The sequence below is a fragment of the Breoghania sp. JC706 genome, assembly GCF_037026715.1.
In the GTDB taxonomy this organism is placed as follows: Bacteria; Pseudomonadota; Alphaproteobacteria; order Rhizobiales; family Stappiaceae; genus Breoghania.
In genome coordinates this window covers 95,847-110,154 of record NZ_JBANCG010000011.1, presented here as the reverse complement: position 1 = coordinate 110,154, position 14,308 = coordinate 95,847, and the positions used below count along the sequence as shown (strand labels likewise).

General features: G+C 65.0%; 12 protein-coding genes. 4 read left to right on the top strand and 8 right to left on the bottom strand.

From position 1 onward, the window contains the following. Positions 1-26: 26 nt before the first annotated feature. From V2L18_RS20590 to V2L18_RS20575, 4 genes are all read left to right on the top strand, one after another. Entirely contained in the window at positions 27-731 is a 705-nt protein-coding gene (locus V2L18_RS20590; protein ID WP_336180217.1) for a Crp/Fnr family transcriptional regulator, read from the top strand. Positions 732-920: 189 nt separating this feature from the next. Next, positions 921-1,178, top strand: coding sequence for a hypothetical protein (locus tag V2L18_RS20585; RefSeq protein ID WP_336180216.1), 258 nt, complete (start codon positions 921-923; stop codon positions 1,176-1,178). 160 nt (positions 1,179-1,338) lie between these two features. Continuing rightward, positions 1,339-3,072 carry a tetrathionate reductase family octaheme c-type cytochrome gene (locus tag V2L18_RS20580; protein WP_336180215.1) on the top strand — a complete coding sequence of 578 codons (1,734 nt, stop codon included), beginning with the start codon at positions 1,339-1,341 and terminating at the stop codon, positions 3,070-3,072. Continuing rightward, positions 3,065-3,721 (top strand): cytochrome b/b6 domain-containing protein, encoded by a 657-nt coding sequence (locus V2L18_RS20575; protein WP_336180214.1) that lies wholly within the window; start codon positions 3,065-3,067, stop codon positions 3,719-3,721. The genes V2L18_RS20580 and V2L18_RS20575 overlap by 8 nt, the downstream gene beginning before the upstream one ends. A gap of 193 nt (positions 3,722-3,914) precedes the next feature. Here the strand turns inward: V2L18_RS20575 and V2L18_RS20570 are convergent, their stop codons facing one another. From V2L18_RS20570 to V2L18_RS20535, 8 genes are all read right to left on the bottom strand, one after another. Beyond that, positions 3,915-4,643 carry a glycerophosphodiester phosphodiesterase family protein gene (locus tag V2L18_RS20570; RefSeq protein WP_336180213.1) on the bottom strand — a complete coding sequence of 243 codons (729 nt, stop codon included), beginning with the start codon at positions 4,641-4,643 and terminating at the stop codon, positions 3,915-3,917. Beyond that, the gene (locus V2L18_RS20565) at positions 4,640-5,398 is read right to left on the bottom strand and encodes a glycerophosphodiester phosphodiesterase family protein (RefSeq protein ID WP_336180212.1); all 759 of its coding nucleotides are present in this window, start codon (positions 5,396-5,398) and stop codon (positions 4,640-4,642) included. Before V2L18_RS20565 ends, V2L18_RS20570 begins: the two co-directional genes overlap by 4 nt. 98 nt (positions 5,399-5,496) lie before the next feature. Then, a complete protein-coding gene (locus V2L18_RS20560; RefSeq protein WP_336180211.1) occupies positions 5,497-6,399 on the bottom strand; it encodes an ABC transporter permease in 903 nt (300 codons plus the stop codon). Positions 6,400-6,409: 10 nt separating this feature from the next. Further along, the gene (locus V2L18_RS20555) at positions 6,410-7,336 is read right to left on the bottom strand and encodes an ABC transporter permease (RefSeq protein WP_336180210.1); all 927 of its coding nucleotides are present in this window, start codon (positions 7,334-7,336) and stop codon (positions 6,410-6,412) included. 226 nt (positions 7,337-7,562) lie between these two features. Beyond that, positions 7,563-8,552 carry an oligopeptide/dipeptide ABC transporter ATP-binding protein gene (locus V2L18_RS20550; RefSeq protein WP_336180209.1) on the bottom strand — a complete coding sequence of 330 codons (990 nt, stop codon included), beginning with the start codon at positions 8,550-8,552 and terminating at the stop codon, positions 7,563-7,565. After that, the gene (locus tag V2L18_RS20545) at positions 8,549-9,568 is read right to left on the bottom strand and encodes an ABC transporter ATP-binding protein (RefSeq protein WP_336180208.1); all 1,020 of its coding nucleotides are present in this window, start codon (positions 9,566-9,568) and stop codon (positions 8,549-8,551) included. The genes V2L18_RS20550 and V2L18_RS20545 overlap by 4 nt, the downstream gene beginning before the upstream one ends. Positions 9,569-9,826: 258 nt before the next feature. Next, on the bottom strand, positions 9,827-11,458 hold the full coding sequence (locus V2L18_RS20540; protein WP_336180207.1) for an ABC transporter substrate-binding protein: 1,632 nt from the start codon (positions 11,456-11,458) through the stop codon (positions 9,827-9,829). A 434-nt stretch (positions 11,459-11,892) separates the two neighbouring features. Then, on the bottom strand, positions 11,893-14,268 hold the full coding sequence (locus tag V2L18_RS20535) for a molybdopterin-dependent oxidoreductase (protein ID WP_336180206.1): 2,376 nt from the start codon (positions 14,266-14,268) through the stop codon (positions 11,893-11,895). Positions 14,269-14,308 lie beyond the last annotated feature (40 nt).

Genomic DNA, 14,308 nt, shown 5'->3' with positions numbered 1-14,308 from the left:
GGCGGTCAGGCGGAGGGGGTTGCTTGGTGAAACGGGTGGAGGTCGGGGAAGCCTGGACGGGCGTGGCCGATTGCCGGCATTGCGTCGTGCGCAACGCCGTGCTGTTTGCCGGGCTGACGGAGGAGGATTTCTCCCATCTGCACCGGCCCATCGATCAGCTCTCCTATTCGGCCGGCGCGCGCATCTACGATGCGGGCGATCCGGCGCAGACGCTGTTCACGATCCGCAGCGGGCTCGTCAAGCTTACCCAGTATCTGCCGGACGGCACGGCGCGCATTGTCCGCCTTCTGCGCAAAACCGATCTGTTCGGTCTGGAAGCGATGATCGACGAGGAGTATCCGCACACCGCCACGGCGCTGCGCGATACCGAGGTCTGTCGCCTGCCAGTGGATGTGGTTCGCACGCTCTCGCACAACAACAGTCGGCTGTTCAACGAGTTGATGGCGCGCTGGCACAAGGCCGTGGGCACTGCCGATCGCTGGATCACGGAATTCTCCACCGGCTCGGCCCGCGACCGGGTGGCGCGACTGCTGCTGTGGCTGTCGGAAAAGGAAGAGGACGAGCGCTGCGAGCTGTTCAGCCGCGAGGATCTCGGCGCGCTGCTGGGGCTGACGACGGAGACCGCGAGCCGCACGATGGCGGAACTGAAGCGCAAGGGCTTCATTTCGGAGCCGCGTCCGAACCAGTTCCTCTGCGACACGCCGAACCTGCGTCGCCTCGTCGGTCTTTGAGGCACGTGTAACCCGCGTTCTACGCCCGCCCAGATAAAGTTCTCCCGCTCAAGTTGCTTCCCGCTCACCGGCGGAATTGACAATATTCAATGCGCTGTTCTGTCGCGCGTGCTTTGCTTTTCAAAAGTGCCGGGAAACCTTCCTCAAGGGAGGCAACTTCCCGCATGGTCGATCCGGGGAGGATGACACATGACCAGAAAAGCCGAGCATGAGACACGCAGTCCGGTCGATCCTGTAACGGTGTCGCGCGAAGTCGTCGTGCGCCGTACGACGGCGATCGTGCGGACCGAAGGCAACTCGGCCTGTGCCGTGACGAGGGAGCGCGTTGCGAACCTCGGACGGGCAGAGGCGCGTGCGCACGCGCAGGCAGGCCTCGACGAGGCGCTGCGCGAGAGCTTTCCGGCCAGCGATCCCGTTTCCCTTCTGGAGCCCACTCCGGGCGACTAGCCCTGCCTATCAGCGCCGGAACGCATCCCTGCAGAGCTCTGCAGAACGGTTGCGTCTGGCCGTTTTCGCAAGGCCTGCCTGGACATGGACGTGCGCGGTCGGCCTCAGGCCACGCGCCGCGCGCGGACGTCTGGCCGGCCGACAGGACGGTGTGATGCCAATGAACAACAAACTCCCGTTGCCACCGGCGCAGCCGAAACTGCCGAAGGTTCGGACCTGTGCCGCGCCGCAACCGCGAAACGGGACATTCGCGATCCTTGCGGCGGCGCTTGCCTTCACCCTGGCCATTCTGATGGCCGCGGCAGCCGGTGCGCAGGAGCCTTCAGCCGCCAAGCCACCCGTCAAGGCCTCTCAGAGCACGGCCGATCATTCGACCTTCGAGATCCTCAAACAGCCGTTCGCAAGCGGGCGTGAGGTCACGAAAGCCTGCCTGAAATGCCACACGGAAGCCTCCAAACAGGTGATGGGCTCGCTCCACTGGACCTGGGACTACACCCATTCCGGCACCGGCCCGAAGCTCGGCAAGCGCAATGTCATCAACGCGTTCTGCGGCAATGTCGCTGCCAACGAACCGCGCTGCACGAGCTGTCATGCAGGCTACGGCTGGGACAGCATGAAGACGCCGCCGCCCAACGACGAGACGGCGGTCGACTGCCTCGCCTGTCACGCGGACAAGGGCACCTACGCCAAACTCGACAATAAGGCGGGGGAGGCGGCGGTCGCTCCGCTGGAGGCGGGTGCAAAGACGATCACCGGGGCCACGGCGGTTCCGGTCGATCTCGCCGCAGCGGCACAAAGCGTCGGTCTGCCGGGGCGCGAGAATTGCGGCCAGTGCCATTTCTACGGCGGCGGCGGGGATAACGTGAAGCACGGCGATCTCTCCTCCGTGCTGGTCGATCCGGATCACTCCGTCGATGTTCACATGTCGAAGGAGGGGGGCGATTTCACCTGCGCCACCTGCCATGTCACTTACGGCCACCAGACGGCGGGCAGCCGCTACGACGTCGCGGCCAAGGACACCAAGGGTACGGGCGGGCGACCGGGCGCGCCGCGTGATGTGGCGACCTGCGAATCCTGCCACGGCATGGAGCCGCACAAGGGCGCGTCGCTGATCGCGGCGAAGCTCAACGATCACACAGACAGGGTCGCCTGCCAGACCTGCCACATTCCGGAATTCGCGCGCGGCGGCGTCGCCACGAAAACCTTCTGGGACTGGTCGACGGCTGGCAAGCTGAAGGACGGCAAGCCCTATCACGAGGACGCGTTCGTCCAGTCCGACGGCAAGCGGCTGCACACCTATCTGTCGACTAAGGGCGATTTTGCGTGGGGCGAGAATGTCGTGCCCCATTACGCCTGGTTCAATGGCGAGGTGCGCTACACCTCGGCCGCCGACACGATCGATCCGACGAAGACCGTGGAGATCAATTCCATCGCCGGTTCGGCCAGCGACCCGAATGCCCGCATCTGGCCTTTCAAGCGGATGGACGGGCGGCAGGCTTACGACGCGAAGCTCAACCACCTCGTCTACAACCACGTCTACGGGCCGGAGACGACGAGCGCTTTCTGGACGAACTTCGACTGGGCAAAGTCGATCAAGGCGGCGATGGACTATGTCGGTGAGCCATATTCAGGCGAGTTCGGCTTCGTCGACACGCACATGTACTGGCCGATCACGCACATGGTGGCGCCGGCCGACGACGCCGTGAAGTGCGGCGAGTGTCATTCGCCGGGCGGCCGGCTCGCAGGCATCAAGGGCATCTACATTCCCGGCTCGGAACCGATGTCGATGGCCAACAAGATCGGGCTCGCGATCCTGTTCCTCGCCGTCGTCGGCGTGCTTGGGCACATGGGCGTGAGGATGATCCGCTGCGGGAGGAGGACGAACCATGGCTGAGCGGCTGGTCAACATCTACACGCGCTTCGAGCGGTTCTGGCACTGGGCGCAGGCGCTTCTGATCTTCGTGCTGATGTTCACGGGGCTGGGGCTGCACGGGATGCATCACCTCCTCTATTTCGGGCAGGCGGTGACGCTTCACACCATCGCGGCAGTGGCGCTGATGGTGCTTTGGGTCTTCGCGATCTTCTGGCACCTGACGACGGGCACATGGAAGCACTACGTGCCCCGGCGGGACGGCCTTTGGCGGATGGTGCGGTTCTATGCCTGGGGCGTCTTCCGCTGCGAGCCGGCGCCCTATCACAAGGGATACTGGCGCAAGCACAATCCGTTGCAGGTGCTGGCTTACCTTTCGCTGAAGCTGGTGCTGTTCCCGCTCATGTGGGTGAGCGGGCTTGCCTATCTCACCTACAATCTCTGGCAGCCGGGCACGGCGGACGCTTCCTTGAAGCTGGAACTGATCGCCAATGCGCACCTGATTTCCGGCTACCTGATCGCGTCCTTCGTGGTGCTGCACGTGTACCTGCTCACCGTCGGCCACTTCTTCGAGCACCTGCGCCCGATGGTCACGGGCGTGGAGAAGGTGGACCTTTCGCCGGAAGAAGAGGCGTATCTGGAGGCCGACGAGCCGTATCGGCTGAAGGGATAGGGCCGGGGCCCGTTTACGCTGAGACGGCCCAGCGAGCACCAGATTACCTCTCCCGTGGGGAGAGGTCGGCGCGGATGCGCCGGGTGAGGGGTGTCGGAGCATCGTGGATACGGAGGATCCAACACCCCTCACCCTAACCCTCTCCCAAAGGGAGAGGGGACCTTTTCTCGCCGAGTCGTGATCGAAGTGCTTCCTACCGCCGTTTCAGCGCGAGGTCCGGTCGGTCCGTCGTCACCTGGCGCAACGGGCGGGACAGCCAGTCGGCGAGTTCGTCCTCGTCATTGGGCGTCCACACGCCGAGCCGGTCGGCGGGCACAAGCGCGGTGATCGTCGCCCAGTTGTCGGCAAGAAGCGTCTTCTCGATGGCGATGATGTCGGCGAGATCCAGGAGCGTCCTCAGCCCCGGCTCAAGGCCCAGCCGTTCGGCTTCTGGCAGGTGCATGGAGGCAAGGCGGCGCTGGTCGGGGCGCAGTTCCTTCAACTGGGCGAGCACGTCATGGGAAAAGCTCGTCACCACCGTGCGGGACGCGACGCCGTGTCGGTCGATAGCCTCAAGGACGCGCTCCTCGAGCCCGCCGGCATAGGGCAGGTGGTCGGCGTCGGTCTTCAGTTCCAGATGGATCTCATGGTCCGTCGTGGCGAAGATCTCCAGAACCTCGTCGAGGGTCGGGATCGTGTCACCGTCGGAGCCGTGTAAAGTCACCGAGCGATGGGCGCCGGGCGCGAGATCGGCCACGCGGCCGGTGCCGTCGGTGGTGCGCTCCAGCGTCGGGTCGTGGATCACGAGCACCTCGCCGGCCTTCGTCAGATGGACGTCGAACTCGACGCCCTCGACGGGAAACTCAAGCAGATTGCGAAAGCCCGTGAAGCTGTTCTCGGGCCAGAGATTGCGGGCGCCGCGATGGCCGATGATCATCGTCATGCCGCAGCCCCTTCCTTGCGCATTTCATTGCGGACGGCGATCGCGAGATCGGGCCGGTCGGTGGTGAAGACGGCGACCTCAAGCTCGAACATGCGGCGCATGACGGACGGATCGTTGCAGGCCCAGCAGCCGATATGGAAGCCGCGCGCGCGGCCTTTCGAGAGATCTGCTTCGGTGAGCATGTCCTGACGGATGCCAAGCCGGGTGATGCCGCGCGCTTCGGCCAGATCGAGGACGCCGTCGATGCCGCCGATATCGGTCATGACCTTCGGCGCTAGGATCCAAAGGCGATTGTCGCCGAGGCCCGCCCGGCCGAGCTCGATGACGGTGCCGAGCTGGAAGGAGGTGGCGACGGTGCGCTCCGTCATGCCGGTGCGCCGCAGCGTGTCGACCACCCTTTCCGGCAGGCCGGGATAGGGGGTGCCGTCGGCATCGACCTTGAGTTCGAGCCGCAGGTTGATGGCGGTCGGCGCGAAGATCTCGATGACCTCGTCGAGCAGCAGCATGCGTCCGCCGTCCGCGCCCTTGAGAACAAGCTGGCTGAGGTCGGCCCAGTCGTGGTCCGAAACGCGGCCCGAACCGGAGGTGGTGCGCTCGAGGGTGGGGTCGTGGATGACGACGAGCTTGCCGTCGCGGCTCGGGTGGACGTCGAATTCCACCTGCTCGACGTCGAGCTTCGTGGTGTTCTCGAAGGCGATCATGCTGTTTTCCGGCCAGAGCCAGGCGCCGCCGCGATGGGAGACGATTTCCGTCATTTGTTTCTTGCCTTTAGCGAAGGGAGTTCGGGTTGAGAGTCAGGTTGAGGACGGGGCTATGGGGGGCACTCGGCATCCTCCCTGTTGCAGCGTCGGGCCTATTGCAGCGTCGGGTCGAGGCGGTCGCGCAGCCAGTCGCCGATCATCGAGATCGACAGCGTCGTGAGCACGATGACGAGGGCCGGCGAGAGCATGATCCAGGCGGCGCGGGTGATATATTCGCGGCCGTAACCGACCATGTTGCCGAGCGAGGTCATCGGCGGCTGGACGCCCAAGCCCAAAAAAGACAGGCCGCTTTCCATCAGGATCGTTTCCGGAAACGACAGCGTCATGGAGACGATCAGCGTGGAGGCGATGTTGGGCAGGATGTGGTGGCCATAGGTGCGCCAGGGCGAGGCGCCGAGCTGGCGCACGGCCGACGCGTAGCCCTGCTCGTGGGCGGAGATCGTCAGACCGCGGGCGATGCGGGCGTAGCGCTCCCAGCCGTTGAACCCCATCAGAACGATGAAGAGCGGCAGCGAATTGCCGAAGAAGGCCAGCACCGCGAGCGCGATGATGAGGAACGGCATGGAGGCCTGAAAATCGATCAGCATCAGCACCAGCGCCTCGACCTTGCCGCGGAAATGGGCGGCGAGGAAGCCGAGCGAGGTACCGAGCGTCGCCGCGATGAGCGTGCCGAAGAAGGCGATCAACAGGCTCATGCGGATCGACTGGACAAGCCGGGAGAAGACGTCGCGGCCGAGTTCGTCCGTGCCGAGCAGGTGAGACCAGGATCCGCCCATGAAGACCGGTGGCGACAGGCGGGAGGTCAGATCCATTCCGGTGAAAGAATAGGGGGCGATGTGGTCGGCGCCGATGGCGATGACGAGCATCAGCGCCACCCAGCCGAGTGCCAGAAGAACGCTTGGCGGCCAGTTCTCGAAGAAGCGGGCAAGCGGGCTTCGCGCGGTCGGTTCGCCGTGAACATCGGCTTGGGGCAGGGGGGCGGTGGTGTCGGTCATCCGATGGTCCTCAATGGGCGGCGCTGAGGCGGACGCGCGGGTCGATCCAGCCATAAAGAAGATCGACGACGAGGTTGGCGCAGACCATGCAGGCGGCGATGAGCAGCAGGATCGACTGCACGACGGCAAGGTCGCGGTTGGCGACCGCCGATATCAGCAGGTAGCCGATGCCGGGCCACGAAAAGACGCTCTCCACCACCACTGCACCGGCGATCAGCGAACCGATCATGAAGCCGACGATGGTGATGGTGGGAATGGCGGCATTGGGCAGCGCGTGGCCGGTGACGACCTGACGCCAGACGAGACCCTTGGCGGAGGCCGCGCGGATATAGGACTGGCCAAGCACCTCCAGCATGGCGGAGCGGGTGAAGCGGGCGAGGATCGCCGCACCCGCCGTGCCAAGCGTGATGATGGGCAGGATCGCGTGCTTCCAGGTGGCGTTGCCGGTCGACGGCAGCCAGCCAAGGTGAACGGAGAAGATCAGCACAAGGACCAGCGCCAGCACGAAACTCGGCACCGTGAATCCCGCGACCGAGAGCATCATGGTGACCCGGTCGGCGAGCGAATTGCGATGAAGGGCTGCGTAGATACCGGCGGGAATGCCAATCAGGATCTTCAGGGCGAGAGCGGGCAGGGTGATCATCAACGTCGCGCCGACATGGTCGAGCACGATGTCCATCGCAGGGCGGCCTTCGCGCATGCTGTCGCCGAAATTGCCCCGAAGGACGTTGAGGAGATAGTCGAGGAACTGCTGCCAGATCGGCTGATTGAGGCCCCATTCGTTGCGAAACGCCTCGATCGCCTCGGGCGGCGCATCGACGGAGAGGATCTGCATCGCCGGGTCGCCGGAAAGCCTGAGCACGATGAAGGCGAAGGTGACGACCAGAAAAATTGTCACCAGGGCGCGCAGGCCGCGCGAGAGGATGAAGCGGATCATCGAGTGGGGGCCTCTGTTCTGTAAGGGAGGCACTCATGGCGCGGCACGGTGTGAGGGAGCCCCCTCTCCCATGGGGAGAGGGTTGGGGTGAGGGGACGGGATGTCAGAGGGATACGGAAAGTCCGGCACCCCTCACCCGGCGCATTCGCGCCGACCTCTCCCCCCGGGAGAGGTGATTGGGCCTGGCTTCGGAATGCGTCTTGAACGCCTGTATCGTTGAGCCTGCTCATGCCACCGCCTTCACGTCGGGGGCGTGTGCCAGATGGCAGGCGACGGTGCGGCCGTCGGTCGTCGGCGCGAGTTCCGGGCGCACAATGCGGCAGCGGTCGATGGCGTGGGTGCAGCGGGGGTGGAAGGGACAGCCCGACGGCGTGTCGATCGGGTTGGGCGGGTCGCCTGACAGGATGATGCGTTCGCGCGTCGTCGTCCTGATCGTCGGGATCGCGGAGACGAGCGCGCGGGTATAGGGGTGCGCCGGCGCGGTGAAGATCGTTTCCGGATCGCCATGTTCGACGATGCGGCCGAGATACATCACCGCGACCTCGTGGCTGATCTGGCGCACCACCTTCAGGTCATGGCTGATGAAGAGGTAGGCGACGCCAAGGCGTTCCTGAAGTTCCACCAGCAGGTTGATCACCTGCGCCTGGATGGAGACATCGAGAGCGGAGATCGGCTCGTCGAGAACCAGCAGCGAGGGCTCCAGCACGAGGGCGCGGGCGAGCACTGCGCGCTGGCGCTGGCCGCCGGAAAGCTCGTGCGGGTAGCTCGCGGCCTGATGCGGCTTGAGGCCGATCGCCTCCATGATGCGGGCGACCGTCGCGCGTCGTTCGGTCTTGTCGGCCGTGCCGTGGATATGGAGCGGTTCCTCGATCTGGCGGCCGATGGGCAAGCGGCGGTCGAGGGCTGCGAGCGGATCCTGAAAGACGAGCTGCATGTCCCGGCGCAAGCGCTGCCATGCGCGCGTGCCTTCCTTCGGCAAATCCTCGCCCTTGAAGCGCACGGTGCCGCCGGTTGCAGGCGTCAGGCCGAGCACGGCCTTGGCGGTGGTGGACTTGCCACAGCCGCTTTCGCCCACAAGCGCCAGGGTGCGGCCGGGGGCGAGGCTGAAGGAAACGCCGTCGACGGCCTTTAGCGGGACGGTTTTCGTAGGAAAGCCTCCGCCGCGCCGCACGGAGAAATGGCAAGCAAGGTCATTGGCTTGAAGCAGCGGGCTCATGCGTAGCTCCGGGCCGGCTCGGCTTCGGACAGGTCATCGCGCATGCGGCTCAACATATCGTCGGCGCGCAGGCAGGCGGCCAGATGATGCCCGTCGCGCCGGGCAAGTGCCGGCAGTTCGGAATGGCAGACGGAGTGGGCGTGATCGCAGCGCGGCGCGAAGGGGCAGCCGGCGGGATGGTTCCACGGTTCGGGCACGGAGCCGGGAATGGCTGTGAGCGCCTTGCGCGGGCCTTCGATATCCGGCAGCGCGTTGAGCAGGCCGCGGGTGTAGGGATGCAAGGGGCGATCGAACAGGCGCTCGCGGGGAGCCTGCTCGACGATGCGGCCGGCATACATGACGGCGACGCGGTCGGTGTTCTCGGCGACGACGCCGAGGTCGTGCGAGATCAGCACCATCGCCATGTTGCTGTCTTCCCGGATCTCGCGCAGCAGGTCGAGGATCTGGGCCTGGATGGTGGCGTCGAGCGCGGTCGTCGGCTCATCTGCGATGAGCAGATCGGGTTCGCCGGCGAGTGCCATGGCGATCATCACGCGCTGGTTCATGCCGCCGGAAAGCTGGTGAGGGTAGTCGTTCACGCGCTGGCGGGCGGCGGGGATGCCGACGCGGTCGAGAAGCCGCAGGGCCTCGGCTTTGGCGTCAGTGCCGGAGAGCCCGCGATGGAGCTTCAGCGCCTCGGTCAATTGCCGGCCGATGCGGTGGACCGGGTTCAGGCTGGAGGAGGGATCCTGAAAGATCAGCGCGATGCGCTTGCCGCGCACGCGTTCGAGTTCGCTGACGGGTGCGCCGACGAGGTTGCGGCCGTCGAGCCACGCTTCGCCATGAACCTTTGCCCGGCTGCTCAGAAGCCCAAGGATGCCGAGCCATGTGATGGACTTGCCGCAGCCGGACTCGCCCACGAGCCCCACCGCCTCGCCGCGCCCGATGGTGAGATCCACCCCGCGCAGCGCCCGAGACACGCGGCGGCCGAGATCGAAATCAACGGTGAGATTGCGGATAGAGACGAGGGGTTCCATGACGGCGTCCTTGTCTATGAGGTGTTAAGGGGGGATTGGTGTGGAGATCTCGCCTGTGTCCCATCCTTCGAGACGGCCTTGTCAGGCCTCCTCAGGATGACGTTCTCGTGTTGGTGCGCTTGAGAAAACCAACAACGGACACAACGTCATCCTGAGGAGGGCCGTCAGGCCCGTCTCGAAGGATGGGCCACCATCGCAGAACCCGGAAAACTCTCCCCGACACACAGTGCGGGGAGAGGCAGACCGCTTTGCTTTTGCTCAGATCGCGAAGTTGCCCTGCCGAAAATCCATGGCGAAGGACGGGGCCGCCTTCCACTGGATGTCCTTGCGCTTGCCGGTGAAGGTCGCGTTCTGGTGCAGCACGGTGTAGGCCGGGTCCTCGCGCTCGCAGATCTCCAGCATGCGCTTGAACTGCGCCTTGCGCTTGGCCATGTCGGTCTCGACTTCCATCATGCCCGACAGCTTGTTCATCTCCTCGTTGCTCCATTCGCCCGCCTGCTGCTGCTGGCCGTTGGGACCGTGCTGGTTGACGATGGAGGAGATGGGATCGTTGAAGGGGGCGGAGTTCGACCAGTCGCGCACGCCGCGCTGGGTGGACTGGTCGAAAATCTGCTGCCAGTTCTCCTTCATCTGGATCTCGACGTTGAGACCCGCCTGACGCCACATCTCGACGAGGATCTGACCGGTGGCGACCTGGTTGGTGTAGTAGTTGTTGAGCAGGCGGTAGGGGATCGGATCGCCCTTGTAGCCGGCGTCCTTGACGAGCTGGCGGGCCTTTTCGACGTCGTATTCGGGAACCGTCCAGCCCTCGATGAACATCGGGCCGTAGAACTCCCACTGCAGACCGGCGGGAACACGGGTGCGGCCGGACCAGATGCTGTCGACGATCAGCTGGCGGTCGATGGCATGCGTCATGGCCTGACGGATGCGCGGATCGACGAGCTGGGGGTGATGCTTGTCGAAGACGGTCAGGCGGTGGTTCGGGATAAGACCGCCCTGAACCTCGAAGGCGGCGTGGGATTCGATGCCGTCGATCTGGTCGGGCGGCATGTCGCAGATGAAGTCGAACTCGCCGGAATAGAGGCCGTTCACGCGCGAGGCGACTTCCGGAACCACGAGCATGGTGATGGTCTCGACCGGAGGACGGCCGCCCCAGTACTCGTCATGGGCGCGCAGCACCAGCTTCTGGTCGGGGATGAATTCCTCCACCATGTAGGGGCCGGTGCCGACGGGCTTGCGCGACCATTCCAGCCAGCTCTCGGCCTCAGAGAAGCCGCGCTGGGAGACGATCTCGGAACCCATGCGGGCCATGCGGCCTTCCATGGTGACGTCCGGGGTCTTGTTGACGAAGCGGACCTTGTATTTCGAAACGGACTCGACACGCTCGATGGAGGGCCAGTTGCGCTTGGCGACCGCGACGACTTCGGCCGGCAGCTCCTTGCCCTTCACGTTGTCGCGCACCAGCACGTTGGTGAAGAGGGTTGCGTTGGAATCGGCGACGTAACCCCCGCCGAACATGCGTTCCGCGCCGAAGGAGAAGACCACGTCGTCGGCGGTCAGCTCGTCGCCGTTGTGGAACTTCACGCCCTGGCGGAGGTTCAGTTCCACCGTGCGGTGGTCGATGCGCTCCCAGCTTTCCGCAAGGCCCGGCACCGTGTCGAGCGAGCGCGGCAGATCCTGGTTGATCAGCCGGTCGTAGATGGTGGCGAAGATACGGGTGCCGACGTTCGACTGCTCGCGCAAGGGCTCCAGTGAGGCGGAGTTGGAGACCTGCTGGACGGCGATGGTGATGGAGGGGCGCTTCGTCTGGCCGATGGCGAAACGGGGCAGGGCAAGCGCACCGCCCATCGCGGCTCCGCTCTTCAACAGATTGCGGCGGGTGAGAATCATGGTGAAGCAGCTCCTCTTGAGCGGTTCGAGCAACCGGCTCGACGTGACATCGCGCGCCCTCTGCGGAACGGGCGGGCGCGGGGCTTGGGAACGATCGCTTCCGGCAACGGGCCGGGAGCGGAAAAATCCGTGAGGCATCCCTCCCGCGAAGCCGTGTCGAGTGCGTCGACAGGCGGCGCGGAAGGACCGTCCCTGCTGGTAATGGAGCAATATTTCACACGTGTGACAGCGGGTGGAGTTTTATGCCAATCGCGGGATGTACAGTGGAATGCGGGCAGGATGGCGCCGTTGCATGGCAGGGTGATGAACGGGCAAAGGGGAATGCGCCGGAGAGACCGGAAAGGCGGTGCACCCAAAAGAAAAGGCCCCGGGGGTGCCCGGGGCCTCGATTTTTCAGCGTTGATCGGAAGGCGGCAGGCGCCGTCCGGTTGTGATCACACGCCGTCGTAGGCGGAGACCTTCGGGACCTCGCCCGTGTACTTCTCGACCTGCACGATGGCGGTTTCGGCAATCGTCGCCTGGCCGTAAGCGGACGAGAGCGGCAGGTCGCGCGTCAGGATATTGGGCGAACCTTCCTTGTCGAGCGAGCCGGTCTTGCCTGGTTCGGCCGGGTCGTACCATGCCCCCTCGTGCAACAAGATCGAGCCTGCCGAGATGTCGTCGGAGATGACGGCAGCCGCGAGCGTCTGGCCGCGACCGTTGAACACGCGCACCACATCGCCGTCCGCAATGCCGCGATCGGCGGCATCCTTGGAGTTGATCATCATCGGCTCGCGATCATCGATCTTGTACGGCGTGGTGTCGTGGGCGTTGTCCATCTGCGAGTGCAGGCGGTGCGGCGGGTGCGCGGAGACGAGCTGCAGCGGATAGTCGGCCGCTTCCTTGCTCCGGCGCCATTCCACCGGTTCCATCCAGGTCGGATGGGCGGGGCAGTCTGGGATGTTCATTTTCTTCACGTAAGGAGACGTGATCTCGATGAGGCCGGTGGCCGTGCCCATCGGGTTCAGCAGCGGATCCTCGCGGTAGTCGGCGAGCATGGTGAAGTCGCCTTTACCCTCCGGGAACTCGATGATGCCTTCGCCGTTCCAGAACGCGTCGAATTCCGGCATCTCGACCGTCTTGGAGCGGCCGCGAGCGTCCTCGTAGAGTTCCTTGGCCCAGTCGACGTCGGTCTTGCCGCCGTCGGTGTACTTGTCCTCGACGCCGAAGTGGCTGGCGAGCTCGGTGAAGATCTCGTAGTCGGGCCGCGACTTGTGCTGCGGCGCGACGACCTGGCGGCAGGCGAGGATGAGGTTTGCCACCTGACCGACGTCGTTGCGTTCCAGGTCGCTCGCCGCCGGCAGGACGATGTCGGCAAAGCGCGCCGTCGGGGTCCACCACGGATCCTGGACGATGACCGTCTCCAGCTTCCGGTAGGCCTCGATCAGCCGGTTCGTGTCCTGGTGGTGGGTATACTGGTTGCCACCGGAGGTGTAGGACAGCTTGAGTTCAGGGTACTTGAAGGTGCGGTCCTTGTAGGGCAGCTCCTTGCCCGGGTTCAGGAACACGTCCGCGAAGGCGGCGATCGGGAAGGTCACGTCGACCGGGTTCTTGCCCGGCGACATTCCGCCGATGACCGGCATGTCGGGCTTGGGATACCCGCCGTCGGCATAGTGCATGCCGAACGAAACGCCGCCGCCGGGAAGCCCGATCTGGCCGAGCATGCAGGCGAGCGCGATGAGCGCCCAGGGAGCCTGCTCGCCATGGTGCTGGCGCTGGGTCGACCAGCCGCTGGCGATGAAGGTGCGCTTGGAAGCCATCTTGCGGGCGAGATCCTCGATGGTCTCGGCCGGGATGCCGGTGATGTCGGCGGCCCAGGCGGCCGTCTTCTCGGTGCCGTCTTCCTTGCCCTTCAGATAGGCCGCGAAATCATCGAAGCCGTAGGCGTGGCTCTGGACGAATTCCTTGTCGTAGAGGTCTTCGGTGAGCAACGTGTGCATGATGCCCAGCGCGAGCGCGACGTCGGTGTTCGGCGCGATCGGGACCCACTGCGAGCCAAGATATTTCGCGGTGTCGTTGTGCAGCGGGTCGATGACGACGGTCTCGATGTCGGTGCCCTTCAGATCGAGCCAGCCCTTGGTGCTCTTGCGGGCGGACAGGATGCGGGTGGTCACCAGCGGATTGGCGCCCCAGGCGACGACCAGCTCGGCGTTCTCGTGGATGCCCGGCCAGTCGCTGGCGGTCATCGTGCCGCCCCAGGCGATGCCGGTGATGATCTCGTTGACGGCCTGGTTGGAGTAGTTGCCGAAGAACGAGGTGCAACCGCCGATCAGGTTGAAGAAGCGCTGGTTCATCGCTTCTGTTCTGTGCACGTGGGCATGGTTGGAGGCCCAGGAGCTCTTGCCGCGATGAAGACCCTCGTTGCCGTAGGTGTCCTTCACCCGCGTGATTTCTTCGACCACCAGTTTGATCGCGTCGTCCCAGGACACCTCGACGAAATCGCCGGCGCCGCGCAGGGTGCGGTCGCTCTTTTCCCGGTTCTTCAGGAAGTCGGCGCGGACCATCGGCGCCTTGATGCGGCTGCGCGAATAAAGCCGGTCGGGCATGGCCTCGAGCAACGGATCGGGCTGGCCGAGCTGCTTCAGCATTTCGACGCCAACGACCTTGCCGTCCTTCTTGACCAGCCACAACGGGCCCAGGCAGGTGTTGGCGATGACGCGGCCGTCGGTGACCCCTCCGGCGCCGGACGCGGCGCGGGCAAGATGCGGCAGCATCGTCGCGCTGATCGCTCCCGAGGCCATCAGGTTCACGAACTGTCTTCTGTTCAGCATGGCTCGACCTTTCTCGATGCACAGTTTTGTCTTGTCGGTC

Coding starts and splice junctions, on each gene's coding strand:
- V2L18_RS20550 (WP_336180209.1), bottom strand. CDS start 8,552: ATGAGCCCGCTGCTTCAAGCCAATGACCTTGCTTGCCATTTCTCCGTG.
- V2L18_RS20585 (WP_336180216.1), top strand. CDS start 921: ATGACCAGAAAAGCCGAGCATGAGACACGCAGTCCGGTCGATCCTGTA.
- V2L18_RS20560 (WP_336180211.1), bottom strand. CDS start 6,399: ATGACCGACACCACCGCCCCCCTGCCCCAAGCCGATGTTCACGGCGAA.
- V2L18_RS20570 (WP_336180213.1), bottom strand. CDS start 4,643: ATGACGATGATCATCGGCCATCGCGGCGCCCGCAATCTCTGGCCCGAG.
- V2L18_RS20575 (WP_336180214.1), top strand. CDS start 3,065: ATGGCTGAGCGGCTGGTCAACATCTACACGCGCTTCGAGCGGTTCTGG.
- V2L18_RS20540 (WP_336180207.1), bottom strand. CDS start 11,458: ATGATTCTCACCCGCCGCAATCTGTTGAAGAGCGGAGCCGCGATGGGC.
- V2L18_RS20565 (WP_336180212.1), bottom strand. CDS start 5,398: ATGACGGAAATCGTCTCCCATCGCGGCGGCGCCTGGCTCTGGCCGGAA.
- V2L18_RS20555 (WP_336180210.1), bottom strand. CDS start 7,336: ATGATCCGCTTCATCCTCTCGCGCGGCCTGCGCGCCCTGGTGACAATT.
- V2L18_RS20535 (WP_336180206.1), bottom strand. CDS start 14,268: ATGCTGAACAGAAGACAGTTCGTGAACCTGATGGCCTCGGGAGCGATC.
- V2L18_RS20580 (WP_336180215.1), top strand. CDS start 1,339: ATGAACAACAAACTCCCGTTGCCACCGGCGCAGCCGAAACTGCCGAAG.
- V2L18_RS20545 (WP_336180208.1), bottom strand. CDS start 9,568: ATGGAACCCCTCGTCTCTATCCGCAATCTCACCGTTGATTTCGATCTC.